Consider the following 23,609-nt stretch of genomic DNA (forward strand, 5'->3'; position numbering starts at 1 on the left):
AGGTGAGCTTAAGGCTCACCTTTTTGTTATCTTATCGCCACGATTTCATGAGAGTTTGAGTCCCTTGATCCATAAGATAGTCCGTCGCCCAACCGTTGATGATAGCCATTTACCTGCTCATCTTTCGCCGCTATTGAAGCAGCTTTACGCTCGCCGCGGTGCGCTCACCCACGAATGCGAACTTGTCCTTAAGGGTCTATTAAGGCCTGAAACCATGAAAGGCCTGCCCGAAGCTGCGGCGCTTATTGCCGATGCCATGCAGGCGAATAAGTCGATTCTGATCGTTGGTGATTTTGATGCCGATGGCGCGACCTCAACCAGCGTATGTATGCTGGCGCTACGGATGATGGGCGCGGTGAAAGTGGATTATTTGATCCCCAATCGCTTCGATTACGGCTACGGTTTAAGCCCTGAAATTGTTGCGGTTGCGGCGTCTAAACAGGCTGAAATGCTGATCACTGTCGATAACGGTATTTCATCGATTGATGGCGTTGCTGCGGCCAAAGCCTTTGGTATGCAAGTGGTGATTACTGACCATCATTTACCCGGACACGAGTTGCCCGCAGCTGATGCGATAGTGAATCCGAATCAACCCGATTGCCCCTTTGCGAGTAAATCGATTGCCGGTGTCGGTGTCGCCTTTTATTTGATGACAGCATTAAGGGCAGAACTGCGGACGCGAAACTGGTATCAAACGCGCGGTATTGCTGAGCCTAATTTAGGGACGCTGCTCGATATCGTTGCCCTCGGCACAGTCGCCGATGTGGTATCGCTAGATGCCAATAATCGCATTTTAGTCGAAGCGGGTTTGCAGCGAGTGCGAGCGGGCCGCTGCCGTGTGGGGATTACCGCACTGCTTGAAGTGGCGAAGCGAAATCCTGCGCGTATTGTTGCATCCGACTTTGGTTTTGCCGTGGGCCCAAGGCTTAATGCCGCAGGCCGGCTCGATGAAATGGCGCTTGGGGTCGAAACCTTACTCTGTGAAGACATGATGTACGCGCGACGTATGGCGGCCGAGCTCGATGGGTTAAACCAAGAGCGCCGTGAGCTGGAAGTCGGCATGCAGCAGGAAGCCTTAAAAAGCCTTGAGCACTTAAAGCTCAACGAAGAAGAGTTACCTTGGGGTATCGCGCTATTTCAAGAAGATTGGCATCAGGGCGTCATTGGTATTCTGGCCTCGCGCATTAAAGACAAATACCACAGACCCGTGATCGCCTTTGCCGATGCCGGCAATGGTCAAATCAAAGGCTCGGCGCGTTCAATCAAAGGCTTGCATATGCGCGACTTGCTGGAGCTGGTCAACACGCGCCACCCAGGATTGATTATCAAGTTTGGTGGCCATGCGATGGCGGCGGGCTTATCACTCAAAGCCGGCAGTTTTGCGACCTTTGCCAAAGCCTATGATGATGCGGTGCGTGAACTGCTTAAACCTGAATTATTAACCGGCGAGCTGTGGTCAGATGGTGAACTCACTCCCACGGAACTGAATCTTGAGATGGCCCAGTTACTGCGCAATGCTGGGCCTTGGGGGCAAGCCTTCGAGGAGCCGTTGTTCGATGGCTATTTTAAGGTTATCCAGCAGCGGATAGTCGGTGAGCGCCACCTTAAACTCGTGCTTGAAACTCAATGCGGTACAGTGATGCTCGATGCGATTGCCTTTAATGTGGATTTACACACTTGGCCCGATGCGACCATTCACCATGCTCGTATCGTTTATAAGCTTGATGTGAATGAGTATCGCGGTAATTTCTCGCTGCAACTCATGGTTGAGCAGATTGAAGCTATGTAGTTGCAGTAATAGATAACGTGGTTATAGCCTAGGTATTGAATGCTAAATACTGCACTTAATTGGGGATAAAAAGGGAATTGAGTCATGCCGACATATAGTGTGAGTTGTGATCAAGCGGAAATGGATTTTGAGGTTATTCATGGTTTTATCAGTAATAGCTATTGGGCGCAGGGCATGCCAAAGGCATTGTTGCGTAAAGCGTTAGCCAATAGCCTGTGTTTTGCTGTGCTTGATAGTGAAGCTAAACAAGTGGCTTTTGGCCGCTTAATCACAGATAAAGCCACCTTTGCCTATCTTGCCGATGTGTTTGTTCTTGAGTCGCACCGTGGCTTAGGCTTAAGTAAGTTGATGATGACATCAATTATGGAACATCCTGATTTACAGGGATTAAGGCGGATAATGCTCGCCACCCGCGATGCCCATGGACTCTACGCCCAGTTTGGTTTTAACGCAGTCGATACGCCTGAAACCTTAATGCAAATTCGGCTTGAGAATCCCTACCTTTAGGCTAGATTTTATTGACGTAAATTCTATAAATATCAAGATAAGGACATCTGTTATGACAGGAAAAACTCACCCAACGACAGTAGCCGATAGCGTAAAAGTGAAAGGTCCCGCATCTTATTTCCCTTCTATCGAGAAAACCTATGGTCAGCCGATTGCCCACTGGCTAACGTTATTGCAAGGTCTCGAAGGTAAAAAACATATGGAAATGGTGGCTTGGCTTAAGAGTGATCATCAACTCGGTCATGGGCATGCCAATGCGCTGGTGGCGTATTTTATTAACGAAAAAAGTCGATAGCGGTACCTAGCATGACACAACTACAATATGCCTATCTTGCCAGTTTTTCTGTTTCGTCTGCCTTTCTTAATTGGTTACTTGATGGGCAAGTGCCTTGGGTGAGGCTGCTTTGCTTAATCTTGTTGCTTTCAACCATGGGATTTGCCTGTTTGTACCATAGTTTAAAGCGTTCGATAAACTCACAAGACTCGAATAAATCCTATTAAAAACAAGAAGCCAGCTTGCACTGGCTTCTTAGCTTATGCGGTTAATTTTTAACGATTAGGCCGCTTTCGTATCTGTGGTTTTCGTCTCGGCGATTTCTTCATCGCTGTGACGAATTAAGTAATCAAATGCGCCCAGTGATGCACTCGCGCCGCTGCCCATGGCAATGATAATTTGCTTAAACGGCGTGTCAGTGACATCGCCTGCCGCAAATACTCCAGGGATGGATGTTTGACCACGGGTATCAACAACGATTTCCCCACGTGGCGTCAGTTCAACCACACCTTTTAGCCACTCGGTATTCGGCACTAGCCCAATCTGTACGAAGATACCTGCTAGTGCGACATGGTGACTCTCGCCTGTTGCTCTGTCTGTGTAGTTTAGGCCATTAACCCGAGTGCCATCGCCAGTCACTTCTGTGGTCATGGCTTGGGTAATAATTTTGATGTTACCCATAGACGCTGCTTTACGTTGCAGCACATCGTCGGCGCGTAGGGTTTTATCAAACTCTAGCACAGTGACATGTTCTACTATGTTGGCAAGGTCGATAGCTGCTTCGATACCTGAGTTACCGCCGCCAATCACCGCCACACGTTTGCCTTTAAATAACGGGCCATCGCAATGTGGGCAGTAAGCGACACCTTTGCCGCGGTATTCTTTCTCGCCTGGGACGTTCATTTCACGCCAGCGTGCCCCTGTGGCTAACAATACAGTGCGGCTTCGTAATTTAGCGCCGCTTGCCAGTTCAAGCTCGAACAAGCCATCTGTGCCTAACGACACGGCTTTTTGGTTGTCCATGATGTCGACTTCGTAGTCTCGTACATGGGCTTCAAGGTTTGCAACTAGCTTTGGACCTTCGGTCGCTTTGACCGAAATAAAGTTCTCGATACCAACAGTTTCAGCCACTTGTCCGCCAAACTTATCGGCAACAATACCTGTGCGAAGGCCTTTACGTGCTGCATAAATGGCGGCGGCTGCGCCCGCTGGGCCGCCACCCACCACTAAGACTTCGAATGGCGCTTTTTCATTAATTTCATCGGCCTTGCGGCTTGCGGCATTGGTGTCCAATTTATTGAGGATCTCGCCAATGCTGATACGACCGGCTGCAAATACTTCGCCATTTAAGTAGACAGAAGGCACGGCCATAATGTTACGGCTCGCCACTTCGTCTTGGAACAGGGCGCCGTCGATCATCACGTTGGTGATATTCGGGTTAATCGCCGCCATCATGTTCAGTGCCTGTACTACGTCTGGGCAGTTTTGGCAGGTCAGTGAGACGTAAGTTTCAAAGGCATATTTGCCCGGCAGATTGCGGATCTGCTCGATAATGTCATCGCTGAGTTTGATTGGGTGTCCACCCGTGTGCAGTAAGGCCAACACAAGTGAGGTAAATTCGTGACCCATAGGCAGACCAGCAAAGCTGATTTGCGTATTAAGCTCTGGGTTAATCACTGTCATCGACGGGGTGCGTTCGCCCTGAGTTTCTTTCAGGCTCACCAGAGAAGATAGGCTGACAATGTCTTGCGCTAAGCTTTTTAATTCTTGAGACTTTTTGCTCTCATCTGCAGACACGACAAGTTCAACTGGTCTCTTGAGGTTTTGCAGATAGGTTTGCAGTTGATTTTTTAAATTCGCATCTAACATGTGATGACTCCAAAATCGCGTAAAAGGGAGAGGTAAGGGGGCCAGTCTAGGCCCTTGCAGGGGCGGGCTTAATCCTTTGCTGCGTGGCGCTACAACTGTGTTGGTTGTAACGCCAATCAGCTTGGGACGCTAGACTGGCGGGGTTGACGCTTTGCAGGCTAAATTAGATTTTGCCAACTAGGTCTAAAGACGGTGCTAATGTGTCGTCACCTGGTTGCCATTTAGCTGGGCAAACTTCACCATCGTGAGTCGCAACATATTGAGCAGCTTGAATTTTACGAACTAGCTCTTGAGCGCTACGGCCGATGCCTAAATCGTGAACTTCGCTGACCTTGATTTGGCCTTCTGGGTTAATCACGAAAGTACCACGCAGTGCTAAACCGTCTTCTTCAATCATCACGCCGAAGTTACGGCTGATGGTGCCTGTTGGGTCAGCCAGCATTGGGAAGTTGATCTTCTTGATGGTGTCTGACGTGTCATGCCACGCTTTGTGAGTGAAGTGAGTGTCGGTTGATACTGAGTAAACTTCAACGCCCATGCCTTTCAGCTGCTCGTAGTAATCAGCCATGTCGCCTAATTCAGTTGGGCAAACAAAGGTGAAGTCAGCAGGGTAGAAGAATACAACTGACCATTTACCTAACAGGTCTTGTTCCGTTACTGGAACGAACTCACCATTGTGATACGCAGTGGCTTTGAATGGTTTGATTGTGCTGTTGATAATTGATTGAGTCATTTTATGCTTCCATTTAGTTGATGATTGCTTAAGTTCATAACGAGGACATTTGCTTGCGTCCTGTCGATGTGAAGCATATTACCGACTCGCTTAAAATTAAGATAACGGATAAAAGCTATTATCCTAATCGATTTAATCGAATGCAAATGCGATTCGGTCGGACTCAATCGGTTTTTCCACAGCTGCTGCGGACTTGGTGTGATTGGGGTTGGATCTGGATTGTATGCGATGACTTTTCAGTGGATAGGTTGAGCTAAATCTCAGGCATAAAAAAGGGATATCAATGATATCCCTTAAATATAAATTCAATTAAAACAAGGCCGCGTTGCGAATGCCGAGGTGTTCGGCAAGTGAGCCGTGATTACTTAGCTTTAGGCTGAGTTAACCAAGTGCTGAGCAAGCGCACGCCGTAACCTGTGGCGCCCGCAGGCACAACGGCGGTATCGGTGGCGGTTAAGGCGTTGCCCGCGATATCGAGATGCGCCCAAGGCTGTTCGCCCGCAAAGCGTTTTAAGAACATGGCCGCAGAGGAAGCGCCCGCGCTACCTTCTTTACCTGTGTTTTTCAGATCCGCGATAGTGGATTTAAGCTCATCATCGTAGGCTTGATCTAAGGGTAGACGCCACACTTTCTCGCCAACCTGTTGTCCCGCATAGGTTAACTGTTGAACCAAGGTCTCAGAGTCGGTAAATAATCCCGCATACACGCTGCCGAGTGCGCTAACTTTGGAGCCCGTTAAGGTCGCGACATCGACAATAATAGAAGGTTTATAGTTTTCTCTGGCGTACCAGAGCCCATCGGCCAGCACTAAGCGACCTTCGGCATCGGTATTAAGCACTTCAACGGTGAGCCCTTGGGCTGTTCTAATCACGTCCCCTGGGATCATCGCGTGGCCAGAGACCATGTTCTCCGCCATCGGCATAATCGCCACTAGGTTGATTGGCGCCTTTTGCAGTGCCATGGCTTTAACTGTGCCAAGCACAGTGGCTGCGCCCGCCATATCTGACTTCATTCGCGCGATTGAAGTGCCCGTCGCCTTAATGTTGTAACCGCCTGAGTCGAAGGTGATACCTTTACCGACCAGTGCGATTGGCGCGTCTTTGCTGCCCGGCCAATGGGCCACCACTAATTTAGGTGGGCGTTCGCTGCCTTTACCGACTGCTGCTAAGGCGCCCAGTTGTAGGCGTTCAATATCTTTGGCTTCTAATACAGTGACTTTAACGCCGAGGGATTTGAGCTTTCTCGCCTCATTGGCAAAGCTGTCGGGATACATAATGCCCGCGGGCGCGTTGGTGAGATCGCGTGCTAAAAACACACCTGCTTCAACCGCTTGCAGATTTTTATGGTGTTTCTGGTTGCCACTTAAATCATCAACGGCGATTTGGTAGTTCTTCTCGGCGCGAGTATTCGCCTTGAACTGAGTGTAACGATAGCTGCGCAGTTCAATACCGTGGGCCAGCTCTGAGGCAAATAACGGCGCGGCCGTTAAACCTTGGGTAAGCACACGCACTGTGGCTTGGGGAACCGTATCGAGTTTGGCTGCAACATTACCGCCGATTGTATTAATGTCGCCGGGTGTTAAAGTTTTAGCATCGCCAATACCGACCAATAAAACTCGCTTAGCATCGATTTCGCTCGGTACTAAAATCTCAAGGATTTCACCTTGCTTACCAGAAAAGCTGTTATCTGCTGTCGCTAGGTTTAATTGGTCTTGGGTCGACTGAGGTAAATAGTCGATCCCATAGGTAGTAGCATCAGCGCTTTGGAATAGCACTAATGTATCTGAATTCAGTGAGCTACGAGTGTCAAAACTAAAAATCTCGGCGTTAGCATTGAGAGAGTTAAGGCACGCCAGAGCCATAACGCTTAACATAAATTTGTGCTTATTTTTCATGGTGACAGCTCATATCATAGGAGTGTGAGAAGAATATCAAAGCTCAGCCTTAGGGTTAACTAATTTAAGCTATTTTGCTGATATTAATATTAAATCCAAGGCCCAAAGCGTGTCAGTGATCGCTCAAGGGCAAAACCCAATTGTTGCGACAAAGATTGAGCCTGACTTTTCAGGGCCGACGTGCCTAAAAGCTGTGGCGATTGGCTCGCAAATATCACCCAATTACCGCCGCCAGTGAGACAAGCATTCACATGGGAAAAGTGCTGTTGTAAGTCGGCTAATAACTCGCGATTTTGGCTATGTTCTTTCCAGCAGTTCAGCACTAAATAACCGTTGGGTTTAATGAGGTTAGTGCATTGCTTAAGGAATACTGGCGAAAGCTGTCCTGTTTCAACGCCTTTGGCTGTGTAGATATCGGCAAAAATCACATCGACTTTTTTATGATCGCCTGCGGCCAAAAAGGCGATGGCATCATCATTGATAAGATTCAGTTTTTTACCTATCGGCAGTTGAAAATAGCGCTTAGCTAACTCAATCACCGCGGGGCGTAATTCCACCGCCGTTAACTTTATTGCCGCGTCGAAATTGCGCAGAGAGTGAATAATCGAGCCGCCGCCTAAACCTAATACGATGGCGCTCTTTGGCTTACAAAACAGCAAAACCAACAACATGGCTTGCACATAAGTGTGCTGGGGAATATGGGGCGCCGCCTTGAGGATTTTACTCTGCTCGTCGTTATCCCCAAAGGACAGGATCCGTGAGTCGTCGTAATCGATTACGCGGATAGGGCCTAGTGCGTCTTGGGTTTCATGTAAGAGGGTAGAGTCGGCCATATTGGGTTTATTACTCGGTTTAGCTGTTTGGCTCGCTTGCACAGGCTATAACTGCTCGCGCAAAAAAGTTAGAATTCAGACAGTTTTAGTTAATTGAGCCGCTATTATGACAAATCAAATCCTGCTTGCCTGTATTTATCTTGCAGTGTTTCTCTTTTTACAGCGCGCCTTAACCCATTGGGTGAGAAAACTGGCGCAAATGAAGCAAGTGAGTGTGGCGCGGACCAGTTTAGTCACCCGTTTTATTTCCTATGTGATGTTTTTTATTACTCTGTCATTGATGGCGGTCTCGCTCGGGCTGGGATATCAAGATGTGTCGCTATTTGTGTCATCCGCCTTCGCTGTGATGGGCGTGGCATTAGTCGCCCAGTGGTCGATATTGAGTAATTTAACCGCTGGCGTGCTGATCTTTTTCGTGTTTCCTTACCGTATCGGCGAGCGCATTCGAGTCGTGGATAAGGATGAAGATATTAGCGGTGTGATTATCGAAATCGCGTTATTCCATGTGCTAATCCACCGCGATAACGGCGATACCATTACTTATCCCAATAACTTAATGCTGCAAAAGGCAGTGTTAAAGCTGGCCGATCAAACGCCCTTAGCCGAACGTCAGGCGTTACTCGAAGGCAAGAAGAAGTTTGATCCTGAGTAGTTTGGCTAGCTGCCCAGTGCTACATTGATTATCAAACTGTTGTGAGTGATTGCCGGGGCTCTTAATCCTATTATCTTCTCATTATGTTTGCTTGCTTACTGAGTGTTTACTAACAAATACAGGGGGTTTTATTACATGCCACGCTGTTTTTTTACCTCATACTGTGCTTGAACGCACGGTTTAGTTATTCACTCTGCTTAGACTTCGCCCTTTTGTTTTTAAGGGAGAATTCAATGAAATCTAAACTTCTAGCTGTGACTATCGCGGCGGTGTTAACGACTCAATTAACGGCCTGTATGGGGCAAATGGGTTTAAGCCAAATGGTGACTAAGGGAAATTTAAGTGCAGTGGATAACCGTTATGGTCGTGCTGGGCTGTTTATTCTATTGAGCCCGATTTATGGCATTGCGGCTACAGGCGATTTGTTTATCGTGAATACTATCGAGTTTTGGACGGGTAAAAATCCCATTACCGATAAATCTCCTGCTGTGGTAGATATGCCCGTCGATGCTATTTTCAAGCTTAACCCCCATGTAAGTGATGAGCTAAAGTCAGCCCCTGTAAAACTCACACAGGCACAAATTACCTATCCTGATGAACAAACCGTCGCTATGACCTTAGCCTATGAAGACGGCAGCACTCAGTTATTAGCGGGCCGTAAATCCGGTGATGATGTAGATTTTTTTCTTGATAATATTTTTATTACCCGTGTTAGCAATCAAGAATTAGTTGCCTATAGCGAAAGTCGTTTGCTGGATGCTGAGGTAAACCCTGCAGCATAAGGCGATTAGCTGAAGCCCAATTTGTTATTGGGTATCAAAATTAGCGAATTTATTCCAGCCCCTCAATAGGGGCTTTATTCTCCATAGGCCGATGTAAGACCGTATTTAGCCATTTAACCAATACTAATTCGATAGCGCTTGAGTACCAGATTCTCAACAACCCAATACAGGCCTGATAGGGATAACAATAAGGTCAGTATGCCAAACAGCCAGCTAAGGGGGTTGTTGAAGCTGCCTTGATTGAGGTAATCCATAAAGTGCAATTTAAACATCAAGTCGGCGATGTCTGTGTGGTCATTTTTATGGCCAACTAATTCACCATTAATTGCATTGATGTAAATCCGCGTCGACAGGTCATCATCCATACGTATTAGCCACAGTGAATTGCACTGGGTTGGCCATTCGCTAATGGGGGCTGAGATTTGCTTAACTTGGCTAATCTTGCCCGGCCCGGTGTAACTTTCAAATGCCAGTTGTTGCGCGCTTTGTTTATTAATAAGTAAGACATTGCCTGTATAAGCATCAATCAAGGTTTGCTGTTGGCACTGGTGTGCATAGCGCTGCACCTTTGCATCGAGTACATAAACGGGCTTACCTGCGATCGCCACTAATGTCAGGCTTTCTACTTGAGTATGCTTAGCTAGCAAGGGAGTTATATCCACAAGCTTTTGTGGATCAAACGCTTGCCTTTGCAGCTCAGGATAATGACTCTGTTGGTACTCCATTCCCTTGAGTTCATCATGGGGCGTCAAATTGAAATAGACCCCAGTAACAAGCCAAAGTAGCAGTTGAATGCTAACTATGGCACCGAGCCAATAGTGAGCGATTTTGACCCAGCGTTTGAAGCGTTTACTTTGAGGCTTAGGCTTAAGTTTAAGATTCGGCATCATCTCAGATACCTCCTTCTGCGCTGCCAAAGTAAAATGAAGCCAGCTAACACAGCCACAATAGAGATTAGAGCCGTACTCAGTAGCAGAAGATTGTCGATGGCTTCACCTTCGTCGTAATCCATAATGTGCCATTTCCAAAAGAGATCGAATAAACGCCAATAGTCATGTCTACGCGTGACTAACTCTCCCGTTGTCGCTGATAGGTAAAGGCTTGTAGCAGCGCTATCGTTAAAATCCATTCTCCAAACGGGCAAGTATCGCGGCGCTAATTCCGCAGGGGCGATATCGGTGAGCAGGGTTGCACTAATAAGCTTAGCCTCGACGGCTAAAGACCCGTGATGCTGATAGTTTGAAGCTATCATTCGGGCTTGTTTCTCCGTTATTGAAGGCAATAACTCACCCGAATCTGCGTTCACGAGAATGGACTTATCGCTCAGTTTAATCCGGTAGTAGAGGCTATCGGTAACTGAGGTTAACGTGATTGCTTGAGCCTTGGGGAAACGTTCATAAACCGCTGCGATTGGGTAATGGATCTGGCTGGGATCGATATGCCGTGAGTCTTGCACTTTAATATGATCGCCACGGATAAACCCAAGATCCATTAAGACGAAATAGCTGCCGGTGACTGACCAGATCCCAATCGGCAGTACCAGCAATAGCATCAACCATCTGTGCAGAAAGTGCGCCGATGAGACTCGTTTAAGTGTGTTAACCCGCTTCAAGTTGATGACTCACCTTTTATTTTGATAACTAATTTAGCCAGCTTGCTTAAGAGGGGCTGCCCCTTAAGCTCAAAGCACTACAGAGCCCATTTCATCCCGACATAGTAACGACGTCCCATTAGGTCGTACGTCATAGTGTTGGTATTACCGTCGGTATAGCTTTGATGATATGGCGCTTGCTTGTCGAACAGATTATCGATACCTGCTGTGAACGCAATATTGTTGTCCATTTGATAATGAACCTGTGCGTTATGGTAAGTGATCGCATCAACTGAGTCGCCTATCTCTCCGGCATTAGCATATTGATCATCCGCCGCGCCGATATATTGAATGTTGTAGCTAAAGCGCCAATTGTCATTAGTGACATCAAAATAGAGGTTTGAGCGCCATTTGGTATAGCTACCATCATAACCAATGGTGCCTGCTCGAGATTCAACGGGGGCGCCGGCGTAGGTTTGCAGATCGTATTGATCTAAATAGCTCAGCTCCCAAGTCGTATTAGTCACAACGCTGCCCATCTCTTTCTGGTAAAACATTGCCATATCAATACCTGAAACCACTTCGTTGGCGGCGTTGCCCAGTTGTGTTTGTAAATAGGTGATGTTGCCTGTCATTGCGTCTCGCACAAAGTGCTCGTCGCTACAGAAAGGATGCGTCATCCCTTTGCTGTCGTAACAGGCGGCTAATTTGCTCGAACCATTGACTGAATTAATGGCGTTATTAATCTCTATCTTGTAGTAATCGAGCGTGATATTGAGCCCTTCAATAAACCCCAGGTCCCAAACAATACCGGCTGTAAAGGTATTGGCTTCTTCTGGTTCAAGTTCAGCATTGCCACCACGGTCGGTTAATATTGTGCCTTCTTGCTTATAATTCGTTGGCACGTTTGATGCCATACAATTAGCGTATCGATTCGAGCTAGGGTCGAGCTTAACCCACTCGCTACAAGGATCTGTGGTATTCATGGAGCCTTGATCTATGCCGCCAAACAACTCAGGAATATTCGGTACTCTGAATGCCGTTGATTGCGTGGCCCGCAGCGTCACTGCGTCATTGACGACCCACAGCAGCCCCATTTTATAATTGGTATCGCCACCGAAGGTATCAAAATAGGAATATCGCAACGCCGCAGTTAATTCGACCGACTTAGCAAAGGGCAGGCCGCTTAAAATAGGTAACAAGGTTTCAAGATAGATTTCGTCGGCAGTATAACGACCATCAATCGGATCTTGCTGGGCAGTGTTTGCTTCACCACTGATTTTAAGTGGGTCAGGATCATTCCATCCTTTCTCGTTTCTGTACTCTAGTCCTGCAGCAAAACTCATCATGCCCGCGGGTAACTGCCATAGATCGCCTGTGATATTCGTCGTGAGACTAAACTGCTCATTACCGCCGCGATCACGCATGTTGAACAAGAAATAGTCCAGCATTTCAGGTGTGAGTGAGCCAGCTCCCCAAAAGTTTGCGCAGGGGACATTAGGATCAATATTACAACTGCTATAGTCAGTCGCCTCGGCAAGACGAACCTTATTAATGACATTGGTCACTTCATAGGAGCCACGGTTACTGCCGAAATTAACCGCAGCATCCCATTGCCAACCGTTATCTAAATCACCTCTTAATCCTGTCACTAAGCGCCAAGTATCCGCTTGAATATTAAATTGTCGGGGCGCTTCAGCCAGTCTGCGGCTCTGGAGTAGAAAGTCTGCATCTGTCGGATTTGACTCATGCCAAGCAGGAATGACTATTCCTGACACCGATTGCGGGGTAGCGGGTAATTGTGAGCTACGGTGAGTGTACATGGCCTCAGCAAACACTTGGCTGCTCGCCGTTAAGTCATATTCACCGTAGGCAAACAGATTGACTCGCTCGTTAGGTTGAACCGCATTAAAATACTGATAAGTATTATCTTTATGGCTACTTGTGTATGGTGCGCTTCCCGTTGGCAATAGCATTAACGGATCGCCGATTGGATTACCATTGGTATCAATGAAATGGCCTCTGCCTCCCGGCAGCGCCGAGCTACCGCCACACACTAGCTCACCATTCACTTCCTCAAGCGGACAAGACGCGCGACTCAGCATATCGACGGCTTGGGTTTTATCGTAACTCATTGCCACATATGCATTGCCACGCTCACCGACATGACCGAGGGCAAGGTCGAGCTTGTACTGTTCACCATCATTTTGCTCGGTTATGCCCGTTCGTGCTTGAAACTCAACCCCTTCGATTTGTTGCCGAGTGATGATATTGACCACGCCAGCAACCGCGTCGGCACCATAAATGGCGGATGCGCCATCTTTTAATACCTCGATTCGTTCAACCACGCTAATGGGAATAGTATTAAGATCAACGGAGGAGTTTGCCCCAGTGCCACTGTTCAGCATACGTCGACCATTGAGCAGTACGAGTGTGCGATTCACCCCTAATCCACGCAGATTAACTTGGGTTGAACCATAGCCACCTTCAGTCCAATAGGCATTCGTTTGATTACCCGCAAACCCCGCAGAGGCTGTCATTCTTTGCAGCAATACCTCAACTGAGGTGGCACCGGTTTTCTCGATATCTTGCGCGGTAAAAACGGTCATAGGCGCAGTGGATGCCATCTCTTCCCTTTGAATTCGGCTCCCTGTAATGGCTATTCTTTCGATAGCAGTGGGAGTTGATACTTGAGGTTTAATTGCAGATGCTGGAAACATTGCTTCAGTTTCGGCTTCGGCTGCTATCCCTGAAAAAGTGGCCATGCTTGCTAGGGATATTGCCATTGAAGTCATTACTGCTGAGCGGGTCATAATAAGCCTATGAAAGGTCTGTTTAAATAATGGTATGTTTTATATAGGATTAAGTGGGTATCTCAATAAAAACTCAACGACCTGCGACACTGTGTCACACCCCCCTAATGCGCGGTTTATAATAAAGTGCTGATATAATCACCGCTCACTAAAGGTTTGGAAGTTCAACCATGTGGGCCCCCAGCGTGGTTTGTTGTTTTACAGATATGATGATTCGGCATGGTGTAAATGGGAGGGTAAGAGCATGCAAGCGCTAGTGCAGAACAAGTTTGAACGCTATCCTGAGCATATAACGCCCCTGCTATTACGGATCCGAACCTTGGTTTTTGCGATTGCTGAAGCGCAGGATTTAGGTGCGGTGGAAGAGAGCTTAAAATGGGGCGAGCCGAGTTATTCAGTTAAAAAGGGCAGCACAGTAAGATTTGACTGGAAGCCAAAATATCCCGAACAATATTGCCTATTCTTTAATTGTAAAACTAAGCTGGTTGATACATTTCGAGAGCTGCATTCCGATGTGCTGCATTTTGAAGGGAATCGAGCCATAGTGTTAAGTATCCATGATCCTCTGCCAATAACCGCAATTTCTCAATGTATTGAATTATCGTTGAAATACAAAAGTATCAAACATCTACCTTTGTTAGGTGCGTAAACCGACTGGGAACCAACTTGACAGAAGCTGTAGCACCTAAATCTTAGTTAAGGTGCTACCTGTTTGCGGTAACGAAGCAGACTTATTTTTGTCGATTGATTTGACAAAAAATTGCAGTCTTGGATAGTTAAATCCAGTGTTACCTTTGATTGAAAAATATAACAACACAGCACAAATCGCGAAATATATCCCAATATCAATGGCTGAAAGCATCGCAGAATTGATTTGTTGGCCAGTCGCAAGCAACAGGCTTACACTGAGTATTCCAGCTAGTCATCTAAAAATACGCTCTCTCATAATCACTTCCTTGTTGTTTATTTAACTCTTCTATCGCAACACTCGCTGAAAAAATGCCGTCGCTTGTAAGTACATTTGCAGCGCTAAAGCCGGATCGTATCTATCGCCTTCATCACGCATAAAGGCGTGTTGAGCGTTGACTTCAAGCCAAGTGAAATTACGGTTCAGCGCCATTAATTGCTGGTGGATTAACACTCGACCTTCCGCCGATACATGGGGATCTTGCTTGCCGAACACTAACACTAATTCCCCTTGAATATCACCGCTGCGGCTCAGAGAGTCATTGCCGTAGGCGCAGGGCAGGGTGTTGGAGTGAATGTCGGTTGGATAGAGGCAAAATGCACCTAAAATAGCGGGGTTGAGTGCGGCGCGGTAGGCTAAATGGCCGCCGATACACACGCCCATGCTGCCCACTTTGCCATTGCAGTAGGCTTGTTGATGGGCAAAGTCGACTAATGCTTGGGTGTCGCTGTCGTGGTGTTCTAAAGGTTTCGCAAATTTATCGGCGTTGCCTTTGTCTTTACCCGGTTCATCGTAGGCGAGCACTGTGCCTAAAGGATTGAGTTCATGGAACACTTCCGGCACAAACACGACAAAACCGTGGCCAGCAAGAATTGTCGCAGTGCGCGCAATAGGCGCAGTTTGCTGAAATATTTCGGAATAAAAGATGATGCTTGGAAATTGCCCCTGTGCTTCTGGGCGGTAGATATAGGTGCGCATTAGCCCTGAAGGCGTGGAGATATCCTGAGTTTCCTGAGTGACTAACATATTTAGTTCTCTCTGTGAGGCTTCAAACGTTGAAGCCTCACTTTAGCAGGCAGGATTTTATCTGTCAGTTAAAACAATTCGTTACCTGAGCGTTCCCCCGCACATAGCGCTTTTACATTGCTCAAGGTTGTTTGGGCGATGGCACCTAAGGCTTCTTCGGTGAGGAAGGCTTGGTGACCGGTAAAAATCACGTTATGGCAGGCAGATAATCGACGGAATACATCGTCTTGAATGATCTCATTCGATTTGTCTTCGAAGAATAAGCCTTTTTCGTTTTCGTACACATCGAGTCCAAGTGAACCTATTTGGCCGAGTTTTAAGGCCTCCATCGCATCAAAGGCATTGAGTAAACCACCGCGACTGGTGTTGATCACCATGACGCCGGGTTTCATCTTGGCGAAGCTGGCTTGGTTGAGTAAATGGCGGTTATCGGTCGTGAGCGGGCAATGCAAGCTGATGATATCGCTGTTGGCATAAATCGCATCGAGATCTTGATATTCCACATTCAGCGCGACAACCGCTGGATTGATAAAGGGATCGTAGGCGATGACTTTACAGCCAAAACCGAGCAAGACTTTAATGGTGGCTACGCCGATTTTACCTGTACCAATCACGCCGACGGTTTTGCCGAACATGTTAAAACCGACTAAACCTTCGAGGGAGAAATTGGCATCGCGGGTGCGTTGGTAAGCTTTGTGGATTTTTCGATTCAGTGTCAACATCAGTGCGACTGTGTGTTCGGCCACGGATTCAGGAGAATAAGCGGGCACATTGACGACTTGCATGCCTAAGCGTTTAGCGGCGACTAAGTCGACATTGTTAAAACCTGCGCAGCGCATGGCGATAATTTTTGTGCCGCCATTGGCGAGTTCAACGAGGACTTCTTCGCAGAGTGAATCGTTAACGAAGGCGCAGACGATTTCAAACCCTTCAGCAAGTTTCACCGTTTGCATGCAGAGGCGATAATCGAAATACTCAATTTGTGCACCAAACGCGGCATTTGTGCGGTTAAAATGCTGCATGTCGTAATGTTTTGCGCTAAAGAATCCAATTCTCATTTCAGTCACCTAACGGATTGTGATGTAGTTATCAGCCAAAGAGTGTAAGTGAGTTAGGGCTTTTTGTCCTTAGCCTTAGAAAATTGACTATTAAAAGAGTGAGCTTTGTCATCAATTAGCTAAAACGCTTGATAAAAAAAGCGAGCCCTGATGGCTCGCTTATGGATTGACTAGCAGTGCTTGAGTTATTCAAGCTAGGGCTCTCATATTTAAAACCGTGCTTTGAGAGCCAAGGGTTAGTCCGTTAACCCTTATACGGTTTGTGACTAGTGATCTTTAGCGAATTTAGCCGCTTCAGCACCGGCGATACGGCCGTAGGTCACAATGTCAGATACTGCGTTACCGCCAAGGCGGTTAGCACCGTGAACCCCGCCAGTCACTTCACCGGCAGCATATAAGCCTTGGATTGGTTTACCGGTTTTTTCGCTCTTCACTTCGGCTTTAGTATCAATCACAACACCACCCATAGTGTGGTGAACAGCAGGTGCGATTTCTAATGCGTAGAAAGGCGCTACTGCTAATTCGCGTGGTAGGTTTGGACGTTCAAATTGCGCATCTTTACCTGATTTCACGAAGCCGTTGTATGCCGTGATGGTTTTCGCCAGTTCAGCGGCAGGCACATCGATTTGTTTTGCTAACTCTTCGACGGTTTTGCCTTCTTTAACAATGTTCAGATGCACATATCCTTCAATCGCTTTTAAGCTCTTACGGATTGAGTCATCGAATACCAAATAAGCGCTTTCGCCTTTTTGTTGCAGAATCGCGGCAGACGCTTTATCACGGGTAGTGATTTCGTTCATAAAGCGGTTACCTTCACGGTTAACCACGATAGCACCGTTGCCACGTACCGCTTCGGTGATCATTACACCACCCGCTGGTGAGTATGTTGGGTGAGCTTGAATGAACTCTAAATCGCGAGTAGCTGCGCCTGCTTGCAGTGCCACGTCTAAGCCGTCACCGGTTGCACCTGGGTGGTTAGTGGCTTTAAAGCCTTTTAACTTAGGATCGTACTTAGCAACGCGGTCGTTGTTTTTCGCAAAACCACCGGCAGCAATAACCACAGCATCGGCTTTAATAATGTAATAACCAGTGTATTCGCCTTTAACGAGTACGCCAGTCACATTGCCTTTCGCATCTTCAAGAATACGGACAACACGGCTGTTTAAGCGGATGTCAGTACCACGTTTTACTGCGTTGTCCCACAGTACTTGCGCTACGTGTGCACCTACGCCAGCACCACCGGTTGGGCGGTGACTACGGTTAACACTTGCACCACCCATACGGCCCACGTCAGTCATGTCGGCACCCATAGAGGTTAACCAATCGATAGAGTCAGATGAGTTATTTGCAAGCACTTTCACTAATTCAGGATCGTTAATGTTACGGCCACCTTTCATGGTGTCGTCGATCATGATTTGTTTCTTATCTTCAATACCTAACTTAGTTTGCGCCTTCGTTTCGGCAGCGTTCATACCGCCAGCGGCCAACTTAGTGTTACCACCTGGGACAGGTTCTTTTTCGAGCAGGATTACTTTTGCGCCAGCATCACGGGCTGATACTGCAGCAGCAAGGCCTGCACCACCTGAACCGATAACAACCACATCAGTGGTTTCTTTTACGCCAGCAGCAATGGCTTTATCCTGTGCCGCTTTGTCTGCATCAACAGGAACAAACTTACGTTCCCATTTACCGCCGTAAGGCATATCGAAGCCGAAGCTGTGGCAAGCATCGCAATAAGTGACTGATTTCTCATGGCCTTTATGGCAGCTTGTACAAGCAATTTCGCCAATCAAGTGAGATTTATGGGGTGAGACTTTGTCTTTAGGTGCGGCGGCGGCCAGTTCTTTTAAATCGCCGTGGCAGCTAACGCATTGGGCATTTTCATGGCTAAGGTTGTCATCGCTGACGCCACCTTTGTCTGAGACGTGGCAGCTGTCGCAACTGCCCATTTCACCGTGAAAATCGGCTAGCACTTCTGGTGCAGCATAGGCAGTTCCTGCCATTGCGCCAGAGATCAGCATGGCTAGTGCTGTTTTTTGAATCTTTCTTGTGAACATGGTAGTTCCTCCGCCGTACATTCATCTACTTAATAAGGGTTATTCATCGTGGCGTGATATTTATTTTTTACGTCATTCACGCACTGTTAGAGCATTCTCCATTTGCAAATTTATCACTATCTAAAGAGGTATATATGTGTTCAGGTCACATAACCTTTGTTACAACGGAAATAACATATTTAAAATGTGCAATAGTGCGGAAAATATGAATCAAGTTGAAGCTAATCACTGATTGAATGCGGTATAACTTGCGCGAGTTAACATGTTGAATGGATTGGATTTAACTTTATGAAATAAAAGTGGTATTGATTGTGGGTTTTGCGAGGTATTTTATCTATTTGTATTTTATAGATATTATAATGTGACTTTGCATATTAATAATTTCAATTATTTATTTTTGAGTATTCTATAAATAATGTTATTTATCCAGCCTTTATTGTATGGAATTATGTTGTTAGTTTAACTAAATGTTACGTAGTTGATTCTTAAGGGGATGTAATGCAGAAACAAGGCATATCAGAAAAACGTTTTTGGATTCAACGTTTGAGTAAAACCAGTTTAAGGGCATTGCATATTTTAGGAATAGTCGGTGTTGGCGGTGGCATTTTATTAAGTGTAGATAAAACGCAATGGCTGAATTATTGGTATCTCGCCATGACGACGGGCAGCATATTAATGTTGTGGGAAATTGTGCGTGATTGGCGTTGGTTAATTCAGCTTAAGGGTGTGTTAACCTTAGTAAAAGTAGGCTTACTTGGTCTGTTTGTACCCTTGGCTAATTTCAAGCCTGAGCTGTTAATCGTGATACTCTTTTTGTCCGTGATTGTGTCCCATGGTCCTGCTGGACTGAGGCATTATTCTATTGTGCATCGTCGGCAAATCGACTCGAAAAAAGAAATTAAGGGCTAATGCTAATGTCTGTAATCCATGCGCCAATCGTGACACCCGCAGCCTTAATCACTGAGTTTGCTTGGCCTGTTTCTCGCTTCGATGGACTTAAAGTACTCGATCTTGCCTGCGGCTCTGGGCGTAATGGCTTGTGGTTTCTAGCGCAAGGGGCTGAGGTGACGTTTATCGACAGGGACTTGTCTGCCATGTCGCACATTGAGCATGTGAACGCCCACAAATATCAATGGGATTTAGAAGCCGAGGCTGCGCCATCGCTACCGATTGAAGAGTACGACATTGTCTTAGTGTTCAATTATCTGCATCGGCCATTATTGCCGCAAATTGCCAAGGCGGTTAAGGCTACAGGCCTTATCGTCTATGAAACCTTTACCACACAACAAGCTCAGAGTGGGCGGCCACGTAACCCCGATTTCTTACTCACTGAAAATGAACTCAAATCAGTGTTTGCTAACTGGCAACCTTTACATTACTTTGAAGGTCGATTATGTGATCCGCAGTCCAGTCACAGCAGTTATAAAGCACAGTTGATTGCGCGAAAACCTAAAACGTAAGTTTACCGATTGAGACTCAAGAGGTCGTAGGATGTTTCCCTATCCAGAGCAATATCGCATTGCAACACCACCGCTAACGACCGCTGTCATGGTGGCTTGGGCTTTATTTAGTCATAGCCTGTTTTCCGATGCCAGCCCTGTCGCTCTGTATCCGCTGTTAGCCCTGTTCCCGCTGGTGATTGGATTACACTTGTATTTGATTTGGTTAGCAAAAGGAATGGGACGACTCGATCAGTTTTTCTATGCCTTAGTGCATATCCCACTGGCGTTCGTGGTGTGGACATTTACAATTATGCATGTGAATGGCAACGCTTTTTCTTAAATTCGCCTGACGATTTAGAGAAAAATAACAAAAAAAAGCGCCCTTATAGTCAGAGGCGCTTTTTTAAATGCTGTATTGCTAACAATTAGGCCGTAGTGTTGATGTTGTGGCCTGCATTACCTACCGGTTTTGGCGCCGCAGCTGCAATTAAATCTACCGCGATTTTACCTTCGGCTTTTTGCTGCTCTTTGGCTAATTGAGCAACCTTAACGCCAACTGCACCATTTTCTAGATTAGGTGCGATAGCTTGGGTGTTCAGTGAAATAGACATAACTAACCTCGATTGTAAGCTGGATCCCTTTATCGGCAAACCCAAGGTTAACTTTAGTCGTTAGCCATAAATTTGCCAATCTTCCATTATTTTGCCAATTATTTCGCCGATTGTTTCGTCAATTACTTGGCCTTAGCCGAGAACAGTTTGCGGCCGATGACAATAATGGCTGTAATCCCCAATGAGCCTAAGATCAACCCCAGTGCCAGCGCCACATTTTGCAGTGCAGTAGGGTCGATAACCAGCGCGATACCCATACCCAACATCATCACACCTGACATGAGTTTTAGGGCTTGGCCTTCTTTTTCAGTCAGTTTACGTTTACCTAAGGTCGCGCTGAAGACGATAACGATAATCGCCAGCGGAATCACGTAAACAATGTTATATAAAACCAGATACATATAGCGTTCAATGTCTGGCAGATTGTGCATAGAAAGCACGCTGGTGTAAATCATCGGGAAGCCCGCGGTGCAGAGCAGTTCATAGGCGTTGGCGAGAACGGCTAGTACGGTAGAGCCAATAAGTAAGGCGCCTAAGCTACTCGAATTTGACAGTTTACCCATGCGCTTTATCAAGCTCGTCCGGTTTTCTGCCGACATAGATAGCGTCACTTCCCCCTTAGTAAAGAAGTAATCTTTAATGTTGATGACCCCAGCGATTAAGGCCAAACAACCCGCCGCTAAGATGATCATGCCGCCATCACTGCCTGCGCCCAACAGCTGGAAGATGTTCAGCCATGCGGTCATAAATAGGAAATAGATAAAGCCAGAGAAGAACACGAAAATCCCGCCGACGAGCAACATGCGGCTGCGACTCTTGGCATTAACCATGATCGACAATAAAAACAGTAAAACGAAGAAGGCGCAGGGGTTAAAGGCATCCACGCCTGCGAGCACTAAGGTGAGCAGCGGCAAAGACATAGTCTCAGGAGTCACTACGCCCACTAAAGGCAACTCAACGGGCTGTACTTCCGATTGCACTGACGACGGTTCTGTAGCGTCACCCAAGCTGGTGGCATCGCAGGTGCCTTCGCCAGTATCTGTGCCGCAGGTGCCAAATAGCGGCGCATCGGTTTCTGTACTCGCGCTCGTACTGACAACTCCTTTGCTGGGCAAGTCCGCTTCGCCGAGTTTACCGCCAAGGGATAAATAGCAATTCTTCAGTCGATTGACGAGAAACTCGCCGGTGACCGCTTCGCTCGAATAGCCCACCACGGCTTTTTCGCAACTGGCCATATAGGGCACAGAACGCGCCTCTGTCGTGGTTTTTGCGGCGATAGTTTGCCAAATATCCTGCACGCCTGGAGCGGATACCATATGGGATTCGAGTTCTATCCAAGGGTATTTTTGCGGTAATGAATCAATAAAAGGATGGGCCTCTGCACAATGTGGGCAGGTTTTGGACCAGAAGAAATACAGTTTAATTTTGAGTTCACCTTGAGCATTCACATAATGCCAAGTTTGATCCGCTGAGCTTGCTGGCGCTGTTTCGGCCCAGCTCGGGATGGAAAAGGCAAAGAGGAATAATAGAGAGCAAAACAGCGAGATTTTAGATAGATATTTTGTCATAGCGCCTCCCACTGAGAGTGGGTTTAAGTATCGTCAAACGGTTCAATTAGCTCTTACTCTACTTAAATCAATCATTTTGATTAAATTAGATATTAAGAAGTGTTAGTTAACTCGCGAATAACCATTTTTTGGGAACTGAAACCAGTTTATCTCCCTGTGAAATGGTGTGATGCACATTCACTCTCAGCTTGAGTCGTTATTGGCTAATAAAGAATAAAGCACTCGAGGGTGCTCTATTTCTGACGTTATCAACAAGTGTCTATGATGGATTATGGTTAGCCTAACGCAACACCATTTACGCTCAGTTTCACGTCGATATTATTACGTGTAGCGTTCGAGTATGGACAAACTTGATGCGCGTGACGCACTAATGCTTCAGCAGCTTCTTGCGGTAAATCTAAGCTAACTTCTAAAGCAACCGCTAATGCAAAACCGCCGGCATCATTGGCACCTATGCCGACAACCGCACTGACTGGCGCTTCGGTAATATCGACTTTGCCGATTTTAGCGACATGCAGAACGGCGTTTGAGAAACAGGCAGCATAACCTGCGGCAAACAGTTGTTCTGGGTTAGTGGCAAGTCCGCTACCGCCCATGGCTTTTGGATAGGCTAACGCCACATCCAGTAAACCATCATCAGTGCTAACTTGACCCTGACGACCCGCTTTTGCTGTGGCACGTGTTTCATAAAGTGTTTTCATAATATTGACCTTCTTAGATTAAGGATTAAGTAAATTGATTTGAATTGCGCGCAATTAAATTGTGATAAACTATAATTCGATCTTTGGTGTGAATGCAAGTATATTGTGCGCAATATATTTAATTTGTCGGATCTTCCTATGGCAACAACTCAACCCAACACCCGTGTTAATCCTGTCGATATGGCCGAAAATACCAGCGTAGATAATGCTTTATGCCTTGAAAACCAAGTGTGCTTCTCACTTTATAGCGCCGCGAATGCTATGGTGCGAGCCTATCGCCCTTTGTTAGATAAATTGGATCTCACCTATCCGCAATACTTGGTCATGCTAGTGTTATGGGAAGAGCAGGGCATTAGTGTCAAAACCTTAGGGGATAAACTCTTCCTTGATTCAGGCACGTTAACGCCATTGCTAAAGCGGTTAGAATCTAAGGGATTAGTGACTCGCGGTCGCAGCGAACAGGATGAGCGCGTGAGAGTGCTCGCCTTAACGGCCGCAGGAATTGCCCTCAAAACGCAGGCAAGTGAAATCCCCCATTTAATGCGTTGCAAAGTCGGCGGCGAGGCGAGCGAGTTAAAAGCCTTAAAGGCCATGTGCGATCAAGCACTTAAACAATTACATGCCAGTATTGATTAAACTCTTATCGTCGAGATTTGATCTAAGACTAACTTATTGACATATTAACGCTTATTAGCTGTTCGACTGAGCTTGATTGAATGAG

At 46.7% G+C, this 23,609-nt stretch carries 23 protein-coding genes; 10 read left to right on the plus strand and 13 right to left on the minus strand.

Annotated features, from left to right (window positions below; genetic code table 11):
* Nucleotides 1–64 precede the first annotated feature (64 nt).
* The 3 genes from recJ to Q4Q57_RS03400 all read left to right on the plus strand — a co-directional run bounded on the left by recJ (nt 65) and on the right by Q4Q57_RS03400 (nt 2,591).
* The gene (recJ, locus tag Q4Q57_RS03390; protein WP_311889762.1) at nt 65–1,789 is read left to right on the plus strand and encodes a single-stranded-DNA-specific exonuclease RecJ; all 1,725 of its coding nucleotides are present in this window, start codon (nt 65–67) and stop codon (nt 1,787–1,789) included.
* Nucleotides 1,790–1,873: 84 nt separating this feature from the next.
* Entirely contained in the window at nt 1,874–2,296 is a 423-nt protein-coding gene (locus Q4Q57_RS03395; RefSeq protein ID WP_006080355.1) for a GNAT family N-acetyltransferase, read from the plus strand.
* A 52-nt stretch (nt 2,297–2,348) separates the two neighbouring features.
* On the plus strand, nt 2,349–2,591 hold the full coding sequence (locus tag Q4Q57_RS03400) for a DUF4287 domain-containing protein (protein ID WP_311889764.1): 243 nt from the start codon (nt 2,349–2,351) through the stop codon (nt 2,589–2,591).
* Nucleotides 2,592–2,852: 261 nt separating this feature from the next.
* Here the strand turns inward: Q4Q57_RS03400 and ahpF are convergent, their stop codons facing one another.
* The 4 genes from ahpF to Q4Q57_RS03420 all read right to left on the minus strand — a co-directional run bounded on the left by ahpF (nt 2,853) and on the right by Q4Q57_RS03420 (nt 7,899).
* Nucleotides 2,853–4,439, minus strand: a complete 1,587-nt coding sequence (gene ahpF / locus Q4Q57_RS03405; protein ID WP_311889766.1) for an alkyl hydroperoxide reductase subunit F — start codon at nt 4,437–4,439, stop codon at nt 2,853–2,855.
* Nucleotides 4,440–4,602: 163 nt separating this feature from the next.
* Complete coding sequence (gene ahpC / locus Q4Q57_RS03410) at nt 4,603–5,172, minus strand: alkyl hydroperoxide reductase subunit C (protein WP_006080359.1); 570 nt, start codon at nt 5,170–5,172, stop codon at nt 4,603–4,605.
* A gap of 361 nt (nt 5,173–5,533) precedes the next feature.
* A complete protein-coding gene (locus Q4Q57_RS03415; RefSeq protein WP_311889768.1) occupies nt 5,534–7,066 on the minus strand; it encodes a leucyl aminopeptidase in 1,533 nt (510 codons plus the stop codon).
* An 89-nt stretch (nt 7,067–7,155) separates the two neighbouring features.
* A complete protein-coding gene (locus Q4Q57_RS03420; protein WP_071938772.1) occupies nt 7,156–7,899 on the minus strand; it encodes a spermidine synthase in 744 nt (247 codons plus the stop codon).
* Between the two features lie 106 nt (nt 7,900–8,005).
* On the opposite strand from Q4Q57_RS03420, the gene Q4Q57_RS03425 reads away from it, so the two are divergent.
* Complete coding sequence (locus Q4Q57_RS03425) at nt 8,006–8,551, plus strand: mechanosensitive ion channel family protein (protein WP_006080363.1); 546 nt, start codon at nt 8,006–8,008, stop codon at nt 8,549–8,551.
* 233 nt (nt 8,552–8,784) lie between these two features.
* Nucleotides 8,785–9,333, plus strand: a complete 549-nt coding sequence (locus tag Q4Q57_RS03430; protein ID WP_261272210.1) for a DUF3332 domain-containing protein — start codon at nt 8,785–8,787, stop codon at nt 9,331–9,333.
* A gap of 113 nt (nt 9,334–9,446) precedes the next feature.
* Here Q4Q57_RS03430 and Q4Q57_RS03435 read toward each other — a convergent pair whose 3' ends face one another.
* The 3 genes from Q4Q57_RS03435 to Q4Q57_RS03445 all read right to left on the minus strand — a co-directional run bounded on the left by Q4Q57_RS03435 (nt 9,447) and on the right by Q4Q57_RS03445 (nt 13,737).
* The gene (locus Q4Q57_RS03435) at nt 9,447–10,223 is read right to left on the minus strand and encodes a PepSY domain-containing protein (RefSeq protein ID WP_311889772.1); all 777 of its coding nucleotides are present in this window, start codon (nt 10,221–10,223) and stop codon (nt 9,447–9,449) included.
* A complete protein-coding gene (locus Q4Q57_RS03440; protein WP_311889979.1) occupies nt 10,220–10,885 on the minus strand; it encodes a peptidase in 666 nt (221 codons plus the stop codon). The genes Q4Q57_RS03435 and Q4Q57_RS03440 overlap by 4 nt, the downstream gene beginning before the upstream one ends.
* A 137-nt stretch (nt 10,886–11,022) precedes the next feature.
* Nucleotides 11,023–13,737, minus strand: coding sequence for a TonB-dependent receptor (locus tag Q4Q57_RS03445; protein ID WP_409438183.1), 2,715 nt, complete (start codon nt 13,735–13,737; stop codon nt 11,023–11,025).
* A 244-nt stretch (nt 13,738–13,981) separates the two neighbouring features.
* On the opposite strand from Q4Q57_RS03445, the gene Q4Q57_RS03450 reads away from it, so the two are divergent.
* A complete protein-coding gene (locus Q4Q57_RS03450; RefSeq protein ID WP_311889776.1) occupies nt 13,982–14,386 on the plus strand; it encodes a DUF1801 domain-containing protein in 405 nt (134 codons plus the stop codon).
* Nucleotides 14,387–14,713: 327 nt separating this feature from the next.
* On the opposite strand, the gene Q4Q57_RS03455 is transcribed toward Q4Q57_RS03450, so the two are convergent.
* The 3 genes from Q4Q57_RS03455 to fccA all read right to left on the minus strand — a co-directional run bounded on the left by Q4Q57_RS03455 (nt 14,714) and on the right by fccA (nt 18,566).
* Nucleotides 14,714–15,451, minus strand: a complete 738-nt coding sequence (locus tag Q4Q57_RS03455; RefSeq protein WP_006083997.1) for a dienelactone hydrolase family protein — start codon at nt 15,449–15,451, stop codon at nt 14,714–14,716.
* Between the two features lie 68 nt (nt 15,452–15,519).
* The gene (locus tag Q4Q57_RS03460) at nt 15,520–16,509 is read right to left on the minus strand and encodes a 2-hydroxyacid dehydrogenase (protein ID WP_311889778.1); all 990 of its coding nucleotides are present in this window, start codon (nt 16,507–16,509) and stop codon (nt 15,520–15,522) included.
* A gap of 266 nt (nt 16,510–16,775) precedes the next feature.
* The gene (gene fccA / locus Q4Q57_RS03465) at nt 16,776–18,566 is read right to left on the minus strand and encodes a fumarate reductase flavoprotein subunit FccA (RefSeq protein ID WP_107948940.1); all 1,791 of its coding nucleotides are present in this window, start codon (nt 18,564–18,566) and stop codon (nt 16,776–16,778) included.
* A gap of 498 nt (nt 18,567–19,064) precedes the next feature.
* On the opposite strand from fccA, the gene Q4Q57_RS03470 reads away from it, so the two are divergent.
* Genes Q4Q57_RS03470 through Q4Q57_RS03480 form a run of 3 tightly spaced genes read left to right on the plus strand, consistent with a single transcriptional unit; the run spans nt 19,065 to nt 20,348 of the window.
* The gene (locus Q4Q57_RS03470; RefSeq protein WP_006080374.1) at nt 19,065–19,475 is read left to right on the plus strand and encodes a hypothetical protein; all 411 of its coding nucleotides are present in this window, start codon (nt 19,065–19,067) and stop codon (nt 19,473–19,475) included.
* A 5-nt stretch (nt 19,476–19,480) separates the two neighbouring features.
* On the plus strand, nt 19,481–20,026 hold the full coding sequence (locus tag Q4Q57_RS03475; RefSeq protein WP_311889781.1) for a methyltransferase: 546 nt from the start codon (nt 19,481–19,483) through the stop codon (nt 20,024–20,026).
* A 31-nt stretch (nt 20,027–20,057) separates the two neighbouring features.
* Nucleotides 20,058–20,348: a hypothetical protein gene (locus Q4Q57_RS03480; protein ID WP_006083993.1), complete on the plus strand. Its 291-nt coding sequence runs from the start codon at nt 20,058–20,060 to the stop codon at nt 20,346–20,348.
* A gap of 85 nt (nt 20,349–20,433) precedes the next feature.
* Here the strand turns inward: Q4Q57_RS03480 and Q4Q57_RS03485 are convergent, their stop codons facing one another.
* The 3 genes from Q4Q57_RS03485 to Q4Q57_RS03495 form a co-directional block, all read right to left on the minus strand.
* The gene (locus Q4Q57_RS03485) at nt 20,434–20,619 is read right to left on the minus strand and encodes a hypothetical protein (RefSeq protein ID WP_006080378.1); all 186 of its coding nucleotides are present in this window, start codon (nt 20,617–20,619) and stop codon (nt 20,434–20,436) included.
* Nucleotides 20,620–20,741: 122 nt separating this feature from the next.
* Nucleotides 20,742–22,187, minus strand: coding sequence for a cytochrome C biosynthesis protein (locus Q4Q57_RS03490; protein WP_311889782.1), 1,446 nt, complete (start codon nt 22,185–22,187; stop codon nt 20,742–20,744).
* 275 nt (nt 22,188–22,462) lie between these two features.
* On the minus strand, nt 22,463–22,888 hold the full coding sequence (locus Q4Q57_RS03495; protein WP_006080380.1) for an organic hydroperoxide resistance protein: 426 nt from the start codon (nt 22,886–22,888) through the stop codon (nt 22,463–22,465).
* Between the two features lie 138 nt (nt 22,889–23,026).
* On the opposite strand from Q4Q57_RS03495, the gene ohrR reads away from it, so the two are divergent.
* Entirely contained in the window at nt 23,027–23,524 is a 498-nt protein-coding gene (gene ohrR, locus Q4Q57_RS03500; protein WP_261272200.1) for a hydroperoxide resistance transcriptional regulator OhrR, read from the plus strand.
* Nucleotides 23,525–23,609: the final 85 nt, after the last annotated feature.

It is taken from the genome of Shewanella sp. SP2S2-6 (genome assembly GCF_031931965.1).
GTDB classification, from domain to species: Bacteria; Pseudomonadota; Gammaproteobacteria; order Enterobacterales; family Shewanellaceae; genus Shewanella; species Shewanella baltica.

Bases quoted from the DNA above. Each gene is read 5' to 3' on its own strand.
- Q4Q57_RS03425 (WP_006080363.1), top strand. From the start codon at position 8,006: ATGACAAATCAAATCCTGCTTGCCTGTATTTATCTTGCAGTGTTTCTC.
- Q4Q57_RS03480 (WP_006083993.1), top strand. From the start codon at position 20,058: ATGTTTCCCTATCCAGAGCAATATCGCATTGCAACACCACCGCTAACG.
- Q4Q57_RS03455 (WP_006083997.1), bottom strand. From the start codon at position 15,451: ATGTTAGTCACTCAGGAAACTCAGGATATCTCCACGCCTTCAGGGCTA.
- Q4Q57_RS03395 (WP_006080355.1), top strand. From the start codon at position 1,874: ATGCCGACATATAGTGTGAGTTGTGATCAAGCGGAAATGGATTTTGAG.
- Q4Q57_RS03495 (WP_006080380.1), bottom strand. From the start codon at position 22,888: ATGAAAACACTTTATGAAACACGTGCCACAGCAAAAGCGGGTCGTCAG.
- Q4Q57_RS03450 (WP_311889776.1), top strand. From the start codon at position 13,982: ATGCAAGCGCTAGTGCAGAACAAGTTTGAACGCTATCCTGAGCATATA.
- Q4Q57_RS03420 (WP_071938772.1), bottom strand. From the start codon at position 7,899: ATGGCCGACTCTACCCTCTTACATGAAACCCAAGACGCACTAGGCCCT.
- Q4Q57_RS03470 (WP_006080374.1), top strand. From the start codon at position 19,065: ATGCAGAAACAAGGCATATCAGAAAAACGTTTTTGGATTCAACGTTTG.
- Q4Q57_RS03445 (WP_409438183.1), bottom strand. From the start codon at position 13,737: ATGACCCGCTCAGCAGTAATGACTTCAATGGCAATATCCCTAGCAAGC.
- Q4Q57_RS03460 (WP_311889778.1), bottom strand. From the start codon at position 16,509: ATGAGAATTGGATTCTTTAGCGCAAAACATTACGACATGCAGCATTTT.
- Q4Q57_RS03490 (WP_311889782.1), bottom strand. From the start codon at position 22,187: ATGACAAAATATCTATCTAAAATCTCGCTGTTTTGCTCTCTATTATTC.
- ahpC (WP_006080359.1), bottom strand. From the start codon at position 5,172: ATGACTCAATCAATTATCAACAGCACAATCAAACCATTCAAAGCCACT.
- ahpF (WP_311889766.1), bottom strand. From the start codon at position 4,439: ATGTTAGATGCGAATTTAAAAAATCAACTGCAAACCTATCTGCAAAAC.
- Q4Q57_RS03400 (WP_311889764.1), top strand. From the start codon at position 2,349: ATGACAGGAAAAACTCACCCAACGACAGTAGCCGATAGCGTAAAAGTG.
- Q4Q57_RS03485 (WP_006080378.1), bottom strand. From the start codon at position 20,619: ATGTCTATTTCACTGAACACCCAAGCTATCGCACCTAATCTAGAAAAT.
- Q4Q57_RS03415 (WP_311889768.1), bottom strand. From the start codon at position 7,066: ATGAAAAATAAGCACAAATTTATGTTAAGCGTTATGGCTCTGGCGTGC.
- Q4Q57_RS03440 (WP_311889979.1), bottom strand. From the start codon at position 10,885: ATGCTATTGCTGGTACTGCCGATTGGGATCTGGTCAGTCACCGGCAGC.
- fccA (WP_107948940.1), bottom strand. From the start codon at position 18,566: ATGTTCACAAGAAAGATTCAAAAAACAGCACTAGCCATGCTGATCTCT.
- Q4Q57_RS03475 (WP_311889781.1), top strand. From the start codon at position 19,481: ATGTCTGTAATCCATGCGCCAATCGTGACACCCGCAGCCTTAATCACT.
- Q4Q57_RS03430 (WP_261272210.1), top strand. From the start codon at position 8,785: ATGAAATCTAAACTTCTAGCTGTGACTATCGCGGCGGTGTTAACGACT.
- ohrR (WP_261272200.1), top strand. From the start codon at position 23,027: ATGGCAACAACTCAACCCAACACCCGTGTTAATCCTGTCGATATGGCC.
- Q4Q57_RS03435 (WP_311889772.1), bottom strand. From the start codon at position 10,223: ATGATGCCGAATCTTAAACTTAAGCCTAAGCCTCAAAGTAAACGCTTC.